The 18,183-nt window shown below is 43.0% G+C and carries 13 protein-coding genes; 10 read left to right on the top strand and 3 right to left on the bottom strand.

Annotation, left to right across the window (positions count from 1 at the left end; genetic code table 11):
• Positions 1-78 precede the first annotated feature (78 nt).
• Positions 79-2,826: a PAS domain S-box protein gene (locus MHI55_RS13425; protein ID WP_340390236.1), complete on the top strand. Its 2,748-nt coding sequence runs from the start codon at positions 79-81 to the stop codon at positions 2,824-2,826.
• A 50-nt stretch (positions 2,827-2,876) separates the two neighbouring features.
• On the opposite strand, the gene MHI55_RS13430 is transcribed toward MHI55_RS13425, so the two are convergent.
• Together MHI55_RS13430 and MHI55_RS13435 are read right to left on the bottom strand one after the other, a co-directional pair.
• The gene (locus tag MHI55_RS13430; protein WP_017688899.1) at positions 2,877-3,089 is read right to left on the bottom strand and encodes a hypothetical protein; all 213 of its coding nucleotides are present in this window, start codon (positions 3,087-3,089) and stop codon (positions 2,877-2,879) included.
• A gap of 117 nt (positions 3,090-3,206) precedes the next feature.
• On the bottom strand, positions 3,207-3,854 hold the full coding sequence (locus MHI55_RS13435; RefSeq protein WP_340390238.1) for a hypothetical protein: 648 nt from the start codon (positions 3,852-3,854) through the stop codon (positions 3,207-3,209).
• A gap of 713 nt (positions 3,855-4,567) precedes the next feature.
• On the opposite strand from MHI55_RS13435, the gene MHI55_RS13440 reads away from it, so the two are divergent.
• From MHI55_RS13440 to MHI55_RS13455, 4 genes are all read left to right on the top strand, one after another.
• Positions 4,568-6,262: a M3 family oligoendopeptidase gene (locus tag MHI55_RS13440; protein WP_340390240.1), complete on the top strand. Its 1,695-nt coding sequence runs from the start codon at positions 4,568-4,570 to the stop codon at positions 6,260-6,262.
• Between the two features lie 247 nt (positions 6,263-6,509).
• Positions 6,510-7,661, top strand: coding sequence for an iron-containing alcohol dehydrogenase (locus tag MHI55_RS13445; protein ID WP_036608771.1), 1,152 nt, complete (start codon positions 6,510-6,512; stop codon positions 7,659-7,661).
• 158 nt (positions 7,662-7,819) lie between these two features.
• A complete protein-coding gene (locus tag MHI55_RS13450) occupies positions 7,820-8,758 on the top strand; it encodes a tyrosine-type recombinase/integrase (RefSeq protein ID WP_101313923.1) in 939 nt (312 codons plus the stop codon).
• Positions 8,759-8,801: 43 nt separating this feature from the next.
• Complete coding sequence (locus tag MHI55_RS13455; RefSeq protein ID WP_101313924.1) at positions 8,802-9,524, top strand: hypothetical protein; 723 nt, start codon at positions 8,802-8,804, stop codon at positions 9,522-9,524.
• On the opposite strand, the gene MHI55_RS13460 is transcribed toward MHI55_RS13455, so the two are convergent.
• Positions 9,521-10,522, bottom strand: coding sequence for a hypothetical protein (locus MHI55_RS13460; protein WP_340390242.1), 1,002 nt, complete (start codon positions 10,520-10,522; stop codon positions 9,521-9,523). The genes MHI55_RS13455 and MHI55_RS13460 overlap by 4 nt on opposite strands.
• 622 nt (positions 10,523-11,144) lie before the next feature.
• On the opposite strand from MHI55_RS13460, the gene MHI55_RS13465 reads away from it, so the two are divergent.
• The 5 genes from MHI55_RS13465 to MHI55_RS13485 all read left to right on the top strand — a co-directional run bounded on the left by MHI55_RS13465 (position 11,145) and on the right by MHI55_RS13485 (position 17,961).
• Complete coding sequence (locus MHI55_RS13465; RefSeq protein WP_036608767.1) at positions 11,145-12,314, top strand: glucose-1-phosphate adenylyltransferase; 1,170 nt, start codon at positions 11,145-11,147, stop codon at positions 12,312-12,314.
• Between the two features lie 26 nt (positions 12,315-12,340).
• Positions 12,341-13,444 carry a glucose-1-phosphate adenylyltransferase subunit GlgD gene (gene glgD, locus MHI55_RS13470; protein WP_036608765.1) on the top strand — a complete coding sequence of 368 codons (1,104 nt, stop codon included), beginning with the start codon at positions 12,341-12,343 and terminating at the stop codon, positions 13,442-13,444.
• Positions 13,445-13,894: 450 nt separating this feature from the next.
• The gene (locus tag MHI55_RS13475) at positions 13,895-16,327 is read left to right on the top strand and encodes a glycogen/starch/alpha-glucan phosphorylase (protein WP_036608763.1); all 2,433 of its coding nucleotides are present in this window, start codon (positions 13,895-13,897) and stop codon (positions 16,325-16,327) included.
• A 264-nt stretch (positions 16,328-16,591) separates the two neighbouring features.
• Positions 16,592-17,461: an AraC family transcriptional regulator gene (locus tag MHI55_RS13480; protein WP_340029728.1), complete on the top strand. Its 870-nt coding sequence runs from the start codon at positions 16,592-16,594 to the stop codon at positions 17,459-17,461.
• A gap of 41 nt (positions 17,462-17,502) precedes the next feature.
• Positions 17,503-17,961 carry a VanZ family protein gene (locus MHI55_RS13485; protein WP_051449712.1) on the top strand — a complete coding sequence of 153 codons (459 nt, stop codon included), beginning with the start codon at positions 17,503-17,505 and terminating at the stop codon, positions 17,959-17,961.
• The last annotated feature ends 222 nt before the right edge of the window (positions 17,962-18,183 follow it).

Here is an 18,183-nt window from a genome sequence, read left to right on the forward strand (position 1 = left end):
TACTCTATAGATGAAGTTATGTTCAGGTCGATCTATTCATACGGAATACATTCAGATTCTCATAAAGGAGGACATGTAATGTCGAAATCCATTACAGAGAGCCGATCTCTGTTCGAACAATTGTATACGCACGCACCAATCGGCATTGCTGTCGCATCGCATGTAAATGGACGGTGGCTGCAGCTTAATCCTGCATTTTGCGAGATGCTTGCATACAGTGAAGATGAACTGATCGATACTTCGGTCATACATATGATCTACGAAGAAGATCTGCATATGGAGGAATTCCGCAGCAAGTTCTGGGAAATGACTCATGAAACAAGTCCGATGTACGAGACGGAGGTTCGTCTGAAACGAAAGGACGGTTCGTTATTGTGGGCAACCATTAGAGCATGCATTGTTAGGGATGAAACGAATGGTGAGCCATTGTATTTGCTGGTACAAGCTGCTGACATTACGAAACAAAAAGATGCAGAGGAAATCCTCATTGTGCAACGTAAACAATTGGAAGAGAGCAGTCGCATCTCTCGACTGCTGGCGGAGTCTTCACTAGACCTGATTGCAATACATGATGCCGATTCAAGTCGTACATTTAAATATGTATCAAATGCATGTAAAAGCATGTTGGGCTATGAGTTGGAAGAAGTTATAGGTAAGCCGGGAACATTTGTTATCTATCCGGAGGATGTGCCTTTGGTTGAAGCGTACGTAGAAGAGCAGAGAAAGGGTCTGGCTCCCAAACGGCTTAATTATCGCCTGTTACATAAGGATGGATCTACGGTATGGGCAGATACGATTACGCACTATGTATATGACGATTCAGGTGAATTAATGGAGATGGTCGCCGTAACCCGGGATATCACAGCCAGCCAGCAACAACAGTTAAGCATGCAGGAGTACAGATCGTTATTTGACTGTAATCCCCTAGGTGTGGCTTCTCTTGATCTGGAAGGCAATCTGCTGAAAGCAAATATGGGTCAGGAACAGTTGACAGGACACACCAAGGAGGAGCTGCTGAGTCGGCCTTTTGATCACCTCATTGATCCTGTGGATCTGGAGAAGACTCGATATCATTTTGAGGAAACGGTGAAGGGCAATGCACAGAGCTACGAGATAGGTTTAATTCACAAAAATGGGCAGCGAATTGAAACAAATGTGATTAATGTTCCTATTATACTTGAGGACAAAGTTGTTGGGGTCTACGGGATTACGAGTGACATTACAGAGTCCAAACGTTACGTCGAGGAAATCGAGAATCTTAGTTATGAACGGGCATTGATTTTGAATGGCATGTCTGAGGGTGTTATTGGACTGGACCTGGAAGGGAATCTGAACTTTGCCAATCCGGCCGCTGCGGAGATCATGAACTTCTGTCCAAGTGAATTGAATGGCAAACCATTAGAACAGATGATGATCCAAATGCAGAGCGAAGGCATCCCCTACCCATCCAAGGATACACCAATTCTACAGGCTGTTCGTGAGGGACGAGGTCTGCCACGTACCGAATCCGTATTCTGGAGACAGGATGGGTCCAGTTTCCTGGCAGAGTTCCAATTGAAGCCGATTATGGATCAGGGTAGAACGCGCGGAGCAGTGTTGGTTTTCCGTGATATGACATCTGTTAAGGACATCATACGTGCCAAGGAAGCAGCAGAGCATGCAGACCGGGCAAAGTCCGAGTTTCTCGCCATCATGAGTCATGAGCTTCGTACGCCATTAAACGGCATCATGGGCATGGCCCATCTGTTAATGGAAACCGAGCTGGATGATGAGCAGAAAGGTTTTGCGGAAATCATGATTGATAGCGGCGAATCCCTTTTGTACATTTTGAACGAAATTTTGGATTTCAGCAAAATCGAAGCAGGCAAAATGGATCTTGAGCGCGCACCTGTAGATATTAAGGCGATGCTGGGTGGGGTGATCGAGCTGTTTGCACTGAAGGCATCAGAGAAAAATATTGAACTCTATTGTGAAGTGTCGGATCATATTCCTGAACGCATTCGAGGGGATGAGACACGAATCCGGCAGATTTTGATTAATCTGGTGGGTAACGCCGTTAAATTCACAGAGAAGGGCCGTATTATGGTGAGCGTAGGTGCTGATTTTTCAGATGAGCATGGTCAGGATAACCTGATGTTGACCTTTAAGGTGAGAGATACGGGGATTGGCATTCCAATAGAAAAGCAGCATCAGTTGTTCCAATCCTTCTCACAGCTTGATCCGGCCATCAATCGTAAGTTTGGCGGGACAGGTCTAGGCCTTGCGATCAGCAAAAAACTGGTAGAATTAATGGGCGGCGCGATTGGTGTACAGAGTGAGATCGGTGAGGGGGCAGAATTCCAGTTCACCCTCGTAGTGGAGCGGTGGTTAGAGGAGAGTAATGACCCAATCGAAATCACCACGAATGATGAACTGCAATTGGATCGAGCGAATCTAGCCCATGACATCAAAATTTTGATTGCTGAGGATCAAGCGGTCAACAGTCATCTGTTGGAGGAGATGCTGCGAAAGTTTGGCGGAGTATGTGATATCGTTGAGAATGGTGCACAGGCCGTCGATTCATTGAACAAGATTCAATATGACCTGGTGTTTATGGATATTCAAATGCCCGTTATGGATGGGATTGAAGCGACCTGCCACATCAGACAGACCCACCCAGAAATACCGGTTATTGCAGCGATTACAGCTTTTGCAGGCGCCGGTGACCGTGAGGAGTGTCTGAAATGCGGGATGCAGGACTTTATCAGCAAACCGTTTCATTCCACAGAGATTAGCCGCGTACTGAATACATGGGTTCCATATATTCGCTCTCAAAGGGTAACGTAACAGAAAAATAACCTGCGCCTTGAAATTCAAGGTACAGGTTATTCTGTCATTTACGACCAGCCTCCGATTAAACCGGAGAGAGTCACACATTCGTCATCTTCCAAATCTGCAATCAGAGTGAGTTCTTCGTTGTCTTGTGGATCAACGGAGAATAATTCACGGCGTCCGTCCTCATGCACAATAATGACTAACTGATGGCCGCCCTTTGTATCAAACTGGTACTTAACTCCAATACCAGGTAGTGGGCATTCGCGGATATTCATGAAACCTGTCACCTCTTTAGCTTTGCTTAATAAAAAATTAACCGTTCACACAGTACGGATGTATTCTACTATCCATAACACCGTTTGGCAAGTCACAAATAAAATTGGTGTGAAGAATTAATTTTTTCCGCGATGTGATCTTGCACTGTGGCGCTGTCTGGCCCGCCTGCGACGAACAAAAAACCAAATGAGCAGAGCAGCAATTAATAATAGACCAATGACTGCAATTATGATGATATTCCGGATATTAGGAACCTGTACAGTCAGATCCAGTTTATTCATCTGGAGGGGTGAAACGTGCCAAATGAGCGTTTTTCCGCCATCCTCCACTTGATCCGCATTCGAATCGGCTGCTTTGATGGGCAAAGACAACTTAAAGTCAAAGTTAACGTCTTTTAACAAGAGGTTTTTAAGAAAGCTAGGCACCTTGTTAATTTGATTTTTGATCTCACCATCGGGCATGGACTCCATGAGATCGGCTTCTGCTGTAATGTGCATCTTGGAAGTGAAGAAGCCGGGGGAAGTTGTTTGTTCAACTTTGATCCCTTGTGGTAACTTGGACGTATCAAAACTGGTTTTATTGCTTTTTTCATAATGGGTGGTCGCTGTGAGCTGCTTCTGATCTCCCTGTTCCGAAACCTCTGCCTGGAAGTTATTTCGATTCAATGCATCTGCGATCAGAGGCATGAGATTGTCTTGTCCAATTTTTCCAAGAGCAGAGTTCTTTACGTTGAGATTGAGATCCAGATCCGTTGATCCATCCATATTTACCGTTAGATGGGCTTCTCCATCAGCACAGGCGGTCAAAACAGATAACATAAGGGCTAATAAAACAGTAAGAAATAGCTGACGTAAGGGAATGCGAGTTGACATGTCTTTCAACCTTTCTGCGTAAAAATCCAAATTCCATTTCATAGAAGTATAGTATACACCGTAAGCATGGCGGATGAAACTTTGCACCGTGCAGCGAGGTACGTATGATTTAGTGTGATCGGGGAAATAATCCATTTATTAAAATTAAAGATTTCGTATTTTTGTCAATGTTCGGTCAATTCAAACGGCGCTTCACCGTGTACACTAGTAGTAGTGTGATGAATATACGGAAGCAGGGAGGTTACATTCATGACATATATCATTATTATGGCCGTTATTATGGTCGTGGGCATGGTCGGAATGGGCTGGTTCTATCAGATTATGGATAAAGACCAAAGCTAGTATTGTTTAAATGTGAAAAGAAGAGAGACAACCTATAAGCTGGCTTCGCTAACGCGAGGCGGGCTTATTTGTGTGGGGAAAATTTTGAGGCACTGACCTTACATAAGTAAGTAATATTTGTAACCATTCATGTTGCACGATTTGACCGATGGACAAATATTTTTCGTAATTATGGGATTTTTTAGCTGCTCTTTTGTATAATAGGGGGTAGTTTAACTCGGGATACTCCCGAAATTCTGCCAAACAGGAAAGGGTGTACATAAATGAAATTTAGTGAGTATACGTATACACGTCCGAATCTGGAACACATCAAGACATCTTTCCGTGAGCTGTTGAGCGGTTTTGAAGCTGCGGCAACGGTTGAAGAACAGAGTGGGTTCATGGATCAGATTAACGCGCTGCGCAGTGATTTTGAGACACAAGCCCAATTGGTCTACATCCGTCATTCCATTGATACCAATGATGAGTTTTACAAGGCGGAGAACGAATTTCTGGATGAGAATGCACCAATTGTACAGGAATACATTACGGATTTTTACCGTGCATTGGTTAACTCCAAATTCCGCAACGAGTTGGAACAAAAATGGGGTTCACAGCTGTTCCAACTGGCGGATCTTTCACTGAAAACATTCAGCCCGGAAATTATTGAAGAACTTCAGAAGGAGAACAAACTTTCCACAGAATACAATCAATTGATCGCATCCGCTAAAATTCCGTTCGAAGGTGAAGAGCGTACGTTGCCACAGCTTCATCCATTTGAACTGTCCACGGATCGCTCCATGCGGGAGCGTGCTTCGGAAGCCAGATACACGTTCATGGCTGAACATGAAGCTGAATTCGATCACATTTACGACGAACTGGTTAAAGTACGTACACAGATCGCGAAGAAACTGGGTTATCCAAGCTATGTGGAACTTGGCTATGATCGCATGAACCGTACGGATTACAACGCCGAGATGGTTGCTAATTTCCGGGCACAAGTTCGTGATTATATCGTGCCTGTGGCGACCAAGCTCAGAGAGCGTCAGCGTAATCGGATTGATGTGGAGACGCTGTATTATTACGATCAGGGCTTCAGCTTCAAGACGGGTAACCCGACACCTAAGGGTGACGCGGACTGGATTATCGATAATGGTAAAAAAATGTACGCTGAATTATCACCAGAGACGGATGCATTTTTCCAGATGATGACCGAAAACGAGCTTATGGATCTGGTAAGCAAAAAAGGTAAACAGGGCGGCGGATATTGTACGTTCCTGAACGATTACAAAGTGCCGTTTATCTTCTCCAACTTCAACGGTACATCCGGTGATATTGATGTATTGACACATGAAGCAGGTCATGCTTTCCAGGTGTATGAGAGCCGTGATTTTGCAGTGCCTGAATACAACTGGCCGACATATGAATCGGCTGAGATTCATTCCATGAGTATGGAGTTTTTCACATGGCCGTGGATGCAGTTGTTCTTCAAGGAAGATACGGACAAGTACAAGTTTGATCACCTGTCTTCCGGTCTGTTGTTCATTCCGTATGGTGTAGCTGTGGATGAATTCCAGCATTTTGTGTATGCGAACCCGGATGCAACTCCAACGGAGCGCAAGCAGGCTTGGCGCAACATTGAGAAGACCTATCTGCCACACATCAATTACAAAGATAATGCGTATTTGGAGCAAGGTGGTTTCTGGCATAAACAGGGTCACATTTTCTCATCGCCATTCTATTACATTGACTATACGTTAGCACAAATCTGTGCATTCCAGTTCTGGAAACGCAGCAATGAGGACATGAAGTCCGCATGGGCCGACTATCTGACATTGTGCAAAGCGGGAGGAAGCCTGTCCTTCACTGGATTGGTTGAACTGGCTGGATTGAACTCTCCATTCGAGGATGGCTGTGTATCCTCCGTAATTGGTGAGATTGAGGCATGGCTTGACGGCGTGAACGATAAGGCGCTGTAAGCCTTCGTAAGGATGCTTTTAGTGTAAGTACCTTCGGTAAAGGTATAAGTAGTGGATAAAGCTTTAAGATAGATAAGTAAGACGACTTGGAGACCTTCGGGTGTCTGGGTCGTCTTTTTCATTACGGGGAAAAATCAACCTCAAGTGTAACATTTATCGGATTCATTGTGATTTATTTCACTATATCTGAAAACGGATTCAGTTACAATGAAGATAGTAAATCAGGGGTTACAGGAGGCTGGTTCAAATGGCAACACATGCATATTATGTTCCGCCCGTGAACTTGATGGGTAGAGGCTGTTTACAGGAAGCAGGTCAGATGATTGAACAGATGGGTATCCGCAAGGCGCTGGTTGTAAGTGATCGCCAATTGATAACTTCAGGCGTTGCTGAACAGGTACTGTCTATACTAAGAAAATCAGGGTTAGACTATGTAGTATATGATGAGGTTCAGCCTAATCCAACATGTCAGAATGTACATGATGGACTACAAGTATTCCAGGATCATGGCTGTGACGCCATTATATCGATAGGCGGAGGTTCACCGCAGGATGCTGCCAAAGGCATTGGTATTGTAGCTACGAACGGTGGGCATATCCGCGAATATGAAGGATTTCATCAATCAAAACATAAGTCCGTGCCACTTGTGGCGGTTAACACAACGGCTGGCACATCGAGTGAGGTGACAATTAACTACGTGATTACAGATGAGGAACGTAAAGTGAAGATGGTGATGGTGGACCGCAACAGTCTGGTCTCCCTGTCGGTTAATGATCCGGAGCTGATGCTCAGCAAACCTGCAAGTCTCACAGCGGCCACAGGAATGGATGCGTTGACACATGCCGTAGAAGCCATGGTTACACCGGGTGGATTTACAGTGACAAGTGCGACAGCTGCTGCAGCTGTTGAACTGATCTTTGAATATTTGCCAAGAGCGGTGAGAGACGGCAGTGATCTGGAAGCGCGGGAACATATGACGTATGCGTGTTTCCTTGGCGGGATTGCTTTTAATAATGCGGGGCTGGGTTATGTCCATGCGATGGCGCATCAACTGGGTGGCGTATATGATCTGCCGCACGGTGTCTGTAACGCAATGTTACTCCCCTATGTGGAGGAGTTGAACGCCAAGCATGTACCAGGCAAATTCCGTCATATTGCTAAGGCAATTGGTATGGATGTGAAGGGTAGAAGTGATGAGGAGTGTTCCGATTACGTCATTGAGGCCATTCGTCAGCTATCGAAGGAAGTCGGCATTCCTGAGAAACTGTCTGAACTGGGTGTAAAAGATCCCGATGTGGAACTGCTTGCCGATAACGCGATGAAAGATGCCTGTGCACCAGGCAATCCCTATCAACCGTCCAAGGATGAGGTGATGGAGCTGTTCCGCAAGATTATATAAGTGAGAACGTATCGAGTCGGAGGGGATCCGGCTCTTTTTTGTTTTTCAAATCTCGGATATTATATCTATGCCTTTGGGCATCTTCACAAATGGAGTTCAATGCGTAATAATGTAGGTCGGGCCATTGGCAACATATGACATCGACATCAGGAGGCATCATGAGACTTAGTACAAGTAACCTAAACACCTATATTAAGCAATATGAGACTTATTTAAGCGTGGAGCGTAATCTATCTCTTAAATCTATTAAAGCCTATCTGTCTGATCTCAACAGACTTGTAGAATGGCTTGATACTAAACATATTCATGATGTAACTAGAGAAAATTTACGAATGTATCTGGAACAATTAAACAGTGAACACACGCTTAAAGACTCGACCATTAAAAGAAAGTACATATGCTTCAAAGCATTTTTTAATTATTTGGTTCAAAGCGGAGATATAATCGAGTCCCCAATTATTGGTTTCGGAAAAAAATTCAAAACGGCAAGACGTATTCCAAAGACACTTTCTGTCAATGAGGTTGAAAAGTTATTAAATGCACCACAAGAGCACATGAAACAATTACACACGAGTTTTAGAAGAAGAATCAACCTTCGCAACGATGCTATCATTGAACTGCTCTATGTTATTGGAATTCGTATTGGAGAATTAGTGAATATTGATATGGAGCACATCGATCTCGAAGAGAAAACCGTGTTGATTTTTGGAAAAGGTCGTAAGGAGCGATTGCTCTACATTTCAAGCAGCGAAGTCATCCATAAAATTAAAACATGGTTGCATGCCCGCGAACATTTCGACCCCCAATCTGATGCCTTGTTCCTCAATAAATATGGTGATCGACTCTCCATTTACTCCATTGAGGATATTTACTCTAAATACAGGGACTTGTCTAAGGTTAGCAAAAAATCAACACCTCATTATCTCAGGCACAGTTTTGCTACACATCTGCTGAACAACGGTGCAGATTTACGATCAGTCCAAGAAATTCTCGGACATACCAATGTCAGCACGACCCAAATATATACAGAAGTGTCTGTTGAACGGAAGAAGGATGTGCTGTCGAGGTTTAATCCGAGAAATAATCTAAAAGTGTAGAGTAAAACCTCCAAATAACTATAAATTATTTGGAGGTCTTGTGATGAAAAGTATAGATAATAAAGAGGTTATAGATTTTTATAATAGTCATGAAGATATTTGGCCAGAGGGTGATAACTGGCATAAGTACACAAAACAACAACTAACACGGTATGTAAACAAGTATATAAAAAAAATTAAAAATGATATTCCATTAAACATACTTAATGCAGGATCAGGAGGCAGCACATATAATCTTAAAGAAGAAATGCACCATTTAGATTTAACGGGTAAATACATATCTCACTTCAATAAATATACTGTTGGAAGTGTTGAAAACATGCCGTTTGAGAACGAGTCATTTAATTTAGGAATTTGTGTTGGAAGTGTGCTTAATTATTGCAATGCGACTAATTCAATATCTCAACTTTCGAAAGTTATCTCTTCAAAAGGATACTTAATCCTAGAGTTCGAGAGTAGTTGGAGTATGGAATTCTATAAGTCATCAGTTCATAAAAAAAACGTTGAAATGGCGGTTACACAGTACTTTAATACAGAACATAAATTATGGGTTTATTCCAAGAAATATATCCATCAAATACTAAAACAAAACGATTTCAAAGTAATTGATTTAGATAGGTTTCATATATTAAGTAGTTATGCTTATAAATACTATAAAAATGAGAATAAGGCGGCACTATTCGCTAATTTTGATATTCTTTTTCGCTTTATTCCAGTTCTTTCACAGTATAGTCATAATATAATAATGCTGTGCCAAAAACATTAAAATTTGTCTCCCTTCTTGCTTGTCACCCATACAACAATAGCTGAAATTATAGCAGGAGCAATTCCAGCAAAACCATATGAGATATCGAGACTAAATCCAAGTAACTTAAACAGATAAATTGATGCAACAACTGTTAATATAGGAATGAATATTATGGATAGTCCCATGATCATATATTTTATTGTTTTACTTCTTTTTTTACTTGCTGGAACTGAACCTGAAGTTATTTGGATATGTGAATCATCTATATAACTTTTGTTGTACTTGACAGCAACATTACTCTTATCATTCATACTTTTTTTAAAATAACTATAATGCTTATCTAAATTAATTTTGTACAATTTCAACTCAGATTCCTCTAAAAATGGAATGTACCAATTAAAGTAATAAGAGTAATATATATTCTTTACAATACTATCGACAGTATCTCTAGAGAGTTGTGATATCTCTGAATTAGTTTGCAAATAGAGCTTGCACTGAAACGAACTCTCGAAGTTATTATTTCCTAATTGTGGTTGTACATAATCAATATCAATACAGCAGAAATTTTCCATATAGATGAGTTTCTTTAAAAATGCACTTTCCTTGTCGATTTGCTTTCCATTTTCACGATCACTAATTTCAGTGATCCAATAATCGACCGAAAAATTCATTCTATCTTTAAAATAGTTTTTTATTAAACTGAATACTGGAAAGAATACAGCATTTACCCTAAAATCCTTGCTAAAAGTAATGTAATCAAATAAAACAAATCTGTTATGCGAGAAATACGCTGTTTCTGAGAACCCAATGACTACATTATCTAGATAAACTGCAAAAACCATAAAGTTAAAATCAGCATTATCTCTACTCTTGTCTATCCAATATGATATCTCATTGCTAGCTGTTCTAATTTCTACTGGTGTTTGATCTTCATATATTTTCAAAGCTTTGATATAGTCTTCATCATCTGATTTGCTTATTAATTTTATTTTGTAGCAATTTGTTAATGTACTCAATGTTAACCTCCAAATAATTTATAGTTATTAGTATGTAATTTTCTGATAGATTGCTTTGGCAATTCTGATCATAACTTCTATACTACATCTATCTATTCGACACATTTCTATATAATCCTCTAAAAATTTACAAATTGATTGCCATTTTATGATTCGTAAGACCTGCGTTTTTGATTTTATAGGTTTATGGGTCTAGTAGTGTCACACTTTTACCATGAATTTTCCAAAAGGAGTTTACTTCTCTTATATCGAATACAATATGAATAACAGCGGCAAGAGAAAGGGTAATCTTACCCGCAACTTGATGTCGATGTTTTCCAGTAAGATTCCCCAGTCCGTTTCGTGTTTAATGTTAAATAGGAGTAGACTATTTCATTGTTCACGAGCTACACCTTAAGTTCTGCATCTAACATTCACCTCTGTAAGACAGTCAAGCAATTCTACACCAGCATCATCTCTATTTCAGGCTTTACAATCCAAGAAGTTCAACTGCAACAAAGATTCACTGGTTACACATCTGTACAGCAAGCTCCTAATCAAGACAACAGTGTCCACACAACAGAATATCGATTATGGGCTCTGAAATGAATCAGAACGAATGCACGTGGAGGAGGCTGTAATGATGGCGAAAAAAGAAGTCGTAGCGATGCTACTTGCCGGAGGGCAAGGTAAGAGGTTAAAAGGATTGACCAAATCACTGGCTAAGCCAGCTGTATATTTTGGGGGCACGTACCGAATCATTGATTTCCCGCTGAGTAACTGCTCTAATTCTGGTATTGATACAGTGGGTGTATTGACCCAATATGAACCACTTGTCTTACATTCCTATATTGGCATTGGCAGTGACTGGGATCTGGATCGGAAAAACGGCGGGGTATATGTACTTCCTCCACATGAACGTGAAGACGGTAGCAACTGGTACCGGGGTACAGCGGATGCGATCTTCCGCAACCTGAACTTTATTGAACAATTCGATCCTGAGCATGTGCTCATTCTGTCAGGGGATCATATCTATAAGATGGACTACGAAAAAATGCTCCAGTATCACAAAGAAAAAGATGCGGATTGCACCATATCGGTCATTGATGTCTCATTGGAAGAAGCCAGCCGGTTCGGAGTGCTGAACACCAACGATGACTATAGCATCTATGAATTTGAAGAAAAACCTCCTGAGCCCAAGAGCACACTGGCTTCCATGGGTATCTATCTCTTCAAGTGGGATGTACTGAAACGTTTCCTGATCCAAGATGAACAACAGGCATCCACCTCCTATGATTTTGGTAAAGATATTATTCCTTTATTGCTTGAAAATGAAAAATCCTTATATGCGTATCCATTTGAAGGTTATTGGAAAGACGTTGGTACCATTCGCAGTCTGTGGGAATCCAATATGGACCTTTTGGACGAAGACACACCGTTTAATCTGAATGATCCGGACTGGCGTATTTTCACACGTAATCCGAACCAACCTGCACAATACATCTCACCTTCGGGCAAGGTGCGGAATTGTATTATTAGTGAAGGTACTGTAGTGCATGGTGAGGTCAATCATTCTGTGCTGTTCTATGGAATTGAAGTTGGTGAGAACAGTGCGGTCATCGATTCGGTGATCATGCCAAGAGTGAAAATCGGGCAAAATGTGCGCATTTACCGAGCTATTATCGCAGAAGGATTGGTTATTCCGGATGGAACACAGATTTCGCCTGCACCGGAAGATGAGAGTGATATATTGCTCGTGGATCAGGAAGAACTGGAACGTCAGCTTCGCCAAGGAATAACCAGCAAGGCCTAATTGAAGTCAAAAGGACGGTGCATGCGATGAAACAATTGATCGGAGTTATTAACCTTGACCATGAACTTGAAGAATTGAAGGAATTGACGTATTTTCGCTGCGGAGCCGCGGTGCCTTATGCCGGACGTTACCGTCTGATCGATTTTGTTCTATCCAATATGATGAATGCAGGCATTGAGAGTATTGGTGTATTTGTACGGCGAAAATATCGCTCGTTGATGGACCATCTTGGTGACGGTAAACCTTGGGATTTGGATCGCAAGCATGGGGGTATGTTTATTTTGCCACCAGACTGGAACGATCCAACAGATACATCACAAGGGGACTTGCAGCATTTCCATAACAATTTGGACTTTTTCCACAGAGGGGCAGGACAATATGTTGTGCATGCGGGCAGTCGCCATGTGACCAAAGCAGACCTCCAGGATGTCTACAGGTATCACATCAGTAAAGGAGCGGACGTTACACTGGTCTGCAAAAAAGTAGATCAGCTGCTGCCTGAACATGACGCCTGTGTCAAAGTTGAACATGACGGGGACGGTAACGTGGTGGACATTCACCAAAGCGCTAATCACCCGAATATATATACAGAAATTTTCATCATGGAAAAAGAATTGTTCTTGCGCCAGGTGCAACGCTGCATCGATCATGGCGAGAGCCATTTCTTCCGGGATGTGATTCAAAAAAATCCGGATGGATTGAATATCGCTGCGTATGCATATGATGGCTATCACGCAGTCATCAATTCCATTGACAGTTATTATCGCAACAGTATGGATCTGCTGAACACAGGGCAATATGAACAACTGTTCAAGGAAGATCCGATCCAGACCAAAATTAAATACGAAGCGCCTGCCAAATACCTGGATACCGCCGATGTTAAACATTCACTTCTCGCGAATGGCTGCATTGTTGGTGGAGAGGTGGAGGACAGCATTCTGTTCCGTGGGGTACAGGTGGCCAAGGGTGCCAAAATAAAAGGTTCCATCATCATGCAGAAATGTTACATTGGTGAGGGGACGGTACTTGAGAATGTCATTCTCGATAAAGACGTGAAGCTGACCGGAGGACAGACGCTGATCGGCGACCCGTCGAATCCATACATTTTAGCGAAAAGTACTATTATCTAATGCCCACACGTAACCGATATCTTCTATAAATATATATAAAATAAAAATCCTGTAGGATGGATTTAAGGTTCATGGACGAACGTTGTTTGGTAAGAGCGTAGGCAGTAAGTGAAGGGGACGAAATCGATTCTGAAGAAGCGTAGCGGTCTCCTAAAAGCTTTCTGCAAGAAAGCTGCTTCGAAAGCATATGCTGTCTTCAAATTTTACCCTTGATTATATAAATTCAACTTAAACATTTACACAAAACGGAGAGGACAGAAATGACCTGAAGAAGCGTAGCGCTCGCCTTTATCCCCGGATTTTCCCATTTTAAAAAGGAATCAAAAAAATCTGGGGATAACAGCGATCGGAAGGTTATTCTGTCATCGAAGTGTCCAGTGTAAATATTCTCTAGTTCAATTTATATGAACCGCCACCATCCTGCAGGATTTCCCCGGGAGGAACCTACTTTTGTTTGACAACAAGGAAACGTTCAAGAGTATATTTACACGGAATCTGGTCAGCAAATTGGGCAAACCGATTGAAGAAGCAACACAGGAAGACGTGTACCATGTACTGGGAAGCATGATTCGTGAATATGCAGGCCAGGATTGGGCAGCGTCGAATCAGGGGTTCAAGCAGCGCCAGGATAAACAGGTCTATTACTTCTCGCTGGAATTCCTGATTGGACGTCTGCTCGGCAACAATCTGTTGAATGTGAATGAATTGGAATTGGTGCGTGACAGTTTAGCTGAGCTGGGCTTCTCCTTGGAGGAGATAGAAGAACAGGAGGCGGATGCAGGACTCGGTAATGGAGGTCTGGGACGACTCGCTGCTTGTTTCCTGGATTCACTCGCATCACTACGATATGCAGGACATGGTTGCGGGATTCGATATAAATACGGGTTGTTTGAGCAAAAAATCATCAATGGTAATCAGGTAGAGTTACCCGACAATTGGCTGGATAAGGGCAATGAATGGGAAGTCCGCCGTCCAGACAAAAAGGTGGAAGTACAGTTCTGGGGCCGAGTAGAAGCTCATGAGCAGGATGGAGAATATCAGTTTGTTACAAAAGATGCCGAATCGGTTGTCGCCATACCGTATGACGTGCCTGTCATCGGTTATGGTCAAACCCATGTGAATACATTGCGTCTCTGGAGTGCAGAGCCAAAGCGCGAGACTTCACTCGACACCCCTTCGAACTATTACGGTTATCTGGATTATAGCCGATCGGTTGAATCAATCTCGGAATTCCTGTATCCCGATGATTCCCAGTACGAAGGAAAGTTGCTGCGATTGAAGCAGCAATACTTCATGTGCTCAGCAGGTGTACAGAGCGCCTTGCGTACGTTCAACAAGCTGGAGCTACCGTATGATCGTTTGCCTGATAAAGTGGCCTTCCACATTAATGACACGCATCCAACCTTGGTTATTCCAGAACTGATGCGCATCCTGATTGATGTGAAGGGTTACGGCTGGGATGAAGCATGGGATATCACAACCCGTACTGTATCGTATACCAATCATACAACGCTTAGTGAGGCGCTTGAGAAGTGGCCTGTATCCATGATCAGCAGGCTGCTGCCACGAATCTACATGATCATTGAAGAGATCAACAAACGCTTCTGTGGCATGCTGCTGGACCGGTATCCGGGAGATCAGGATCGCATAGGGCATCTGGCTATTGTTGCAAACGATCAGGTACGGATGGCGCATTTGGCGATTGTAGGCAGTCATAGCGTGAATGGTGTTGCTGCTCTGCACACCGAGATTTTGAAAGAGCGCGAGATGGCTCCGTTCTACGAACTGTATCCAGAGCGTTTCAATAACAAAACGAATGGTATCACCCATCGCCGCTGGTTGATGCATGCCAATCCGAAACTGTCGGATCTCATCACGGATACAATCGGTAACGAATGGATAACAGAGCCGGGCAAGCTGGACCAGTTGGCTGGTTTTGCGGATAATACATCATTCCAGGAGCAGTTCCGTTCAATTAAGCGGGATAACAAAGAGCGGCTTGCTGCGTATATTCTGGATCATACCGGGACAGCAGTGAATCCGGATTCCATCTTTGATGTACAGGTGAAGAGACTACACGGGTACAAACGTCAACTGTTGAACATTCTGCATGTTATGCATTTGTATAACCGGCTTAAGAATGATGCTTCGTTTGATATGGTACCACGTACGTTCATCTTTGGTGCCAAGGCAGCGCCGAGTTATTATTTTGCCAAGAAAATTATCAAGCTGATCAACAACGTGGCTGACACGGTGAATCGGGATGCGGCCGTGAATGACCGCTTGAAGGTATTTTTCCTCGAAAATTATTCCGTCTCTCTTGCAGAGAAGATCATTCCCGCTGCGGATGTTAGTGAACAGATCTCAACCGCAGGTAAGGAAGCTTCCGGTACGGGCAACATGAAATTTATGATGAACGGGGCTTTAACGATTGGCACGATGGATGGAGCCAACGTGGAGATGGCGGAGCAGGTTGGGGAAGAAAATATGTTCATCTATGGTCTGCGTGCAGACGAAGTACTTGAGTATTATCGTTCAGGCAGCTATCGTCCGAATGAGATCGTGCAGCACGATGAACGCATTCGCGAGGTCGTGGAGCAACTGGTGCATCCAGGTGCATTCTGTTATCGTGACGGGGAGTTCTGGGATATTTATGACTCCTTACTGGCCCATGGTGACGAATACTTTGTATTGCGTGATTTTGCTGCTTATGCCGACGCGCATGCTGCGATTGACCAGGCGTATCGGGATATTCCGGGCTGGACTCGGAAAGCGATATTAAACACGGCACATTCCGGCATATTCTCCAGTGATCGTACCATTAGTGAGTATGCGACAGATATCTGGGGTATTCATCCCGTGTCCGGGAACTGGAAAGGTTAAGCATAGATTGTTAAACAAACAAGTCCCCTTGTTCACAAGAGCTATCTCTGTTGGTAAATCAACCAGCGTAGAGAGCATCTCCTTGTAGAACAAGGGGGTTTTGGCATACAGTGTATCATAGTGTCATTCAACTTGAAGAGAATCGGAACTCGCGTATCTTTCGTCATACAAGTTCGCACACAAAATCAAAAAAAAGATCTGGATCTCAGTCATACTACATAAGAAATCGTTTGATATTTTGAATTAGATAGGGGAGCCGTCACTATGGATCATTACACACGAATTCAGCTTGCTATTGAGTATTTGGAGCAGCATTTGCAAGATGATTTTAATATCAGAGAGACGTCCGCTGCTGCGAGCTTTTCGGCGTTTCATTTTCAGCGTTTATTTCAGGCGATCACGGGATTCACGGTACTGGAGTACGTGCGCAGACGCAGATTAACGGAAGCTGTAGGGATGCTGCGGGGCACATCGGAAGGCATACTGGACATTGCGATGAGCTTTGGCTATCAATCTCAAGAGGCATTTACCCGTGCATTTTCAGCCTACTTTGGAATGACACCGGCGAAGCTGCGTAAGGTGGAAGTGGATCAGTTGTCTCTTCTGAAGATGCAACAGAGCATTGATTTTAACGATTATCGAACTCGGCTTGATGGAACTTTCCATATGAACACACCCCGTCTGGTCACACGGGAACCGAACTGGATTGTCGGCTATGAATATAAGACCAACCTGAATGACAATCAGCATTATGCTGAAATACCCGGATTTTATCACGATTTTGGCATGGAACAGAAATTCATGGCGATCCCGGAGAGGACACGCCCTGATATGGCTTATGGTGTGGCCTGTCATTTTGAAGAGGATGGAGCATTTTCTTTTATTGTGGGTGAAGAAAGCAGTGGAGCATCACAGGTACTTGAACCCGGTTTTGCTTCGATTGAAATTCCAGGTGGCTTGTATGCAGAATTCACCGTGGAAGGCTCAGGGCAGGATATTCGGAAAATGATCTATGGCAGCTGGTTGCCGCAGTCGAACTATGAACGGAGGGAAGGACCAGACTTTGAAGTGACGGATGTCTGGAAATCGACCCCTGAACAACTGGACATGAAGATATATATCCCGTTAAAATAGACCTTACCGCTTCGCGGAATTCAAGGTCGGAGGACAGATGGATGAGCGAAAAGTCGTGGCTCCACTCCAAGTGGATACTGACCATTGTTGCTTGCATGGCAGTGCTTTACCTACTGATTATGGGCATTTTACTGTTTGTCAGTGGACGAACACCTAGCATGTATTATCAATATAATCTCGTACCCTTCGAGACGATTCGTCCACTTCTTATGGAGAGGGAGAGGTACAATACAGATACCTGGGTCAAAAACCTGTTTGGCAATATCGTATTGTTCATTCCACTGGGCATCTGGATCCCATGGTTGTTTCGAAGGTGCCGTACGTTCCTGACCTTTACATCTACAGTTGTTTTGCTTCTGCTGGGTGTTGAGGTCACACAATTGATTACACGTGTAGGTTCGTTTGATGTGGATGACATTATTCTGAACACGATCGGTGCCTGGATAGGTTACACTGGATTTAAGTTAGTCTTATATTCACAAAAAAAGACTCGGAATTGAACCGCAGATCGCGGTCCATGACCGGGTCTTCTTGCATAAGATACCTTTCAAATGTTTACAAGGGAATCATTTCGGATAAAACATATTAACGGCTTATTTATATCGTGAGCAGAGTTTATATATAAATTTAACTAAACATTTACACGAAACGGAGAGGACAGAAATAACCTGAAGAAGCGAAAGCGTTCGCCTAAAAGCTTTCTGAAAGAAAGCTGCATCGGA

Source organism: Paenibacillus sp. FSL E2-0151, assembly GCF_037993015.1.
In the GTDB taxonomy this organism is placed as follows: domain Bacteria; phylum Bacillota; class Bacilli; order Paenibacillales; family Paenibacillaceae; genus Paenibacillus; species Paenibacillus amylolyticus.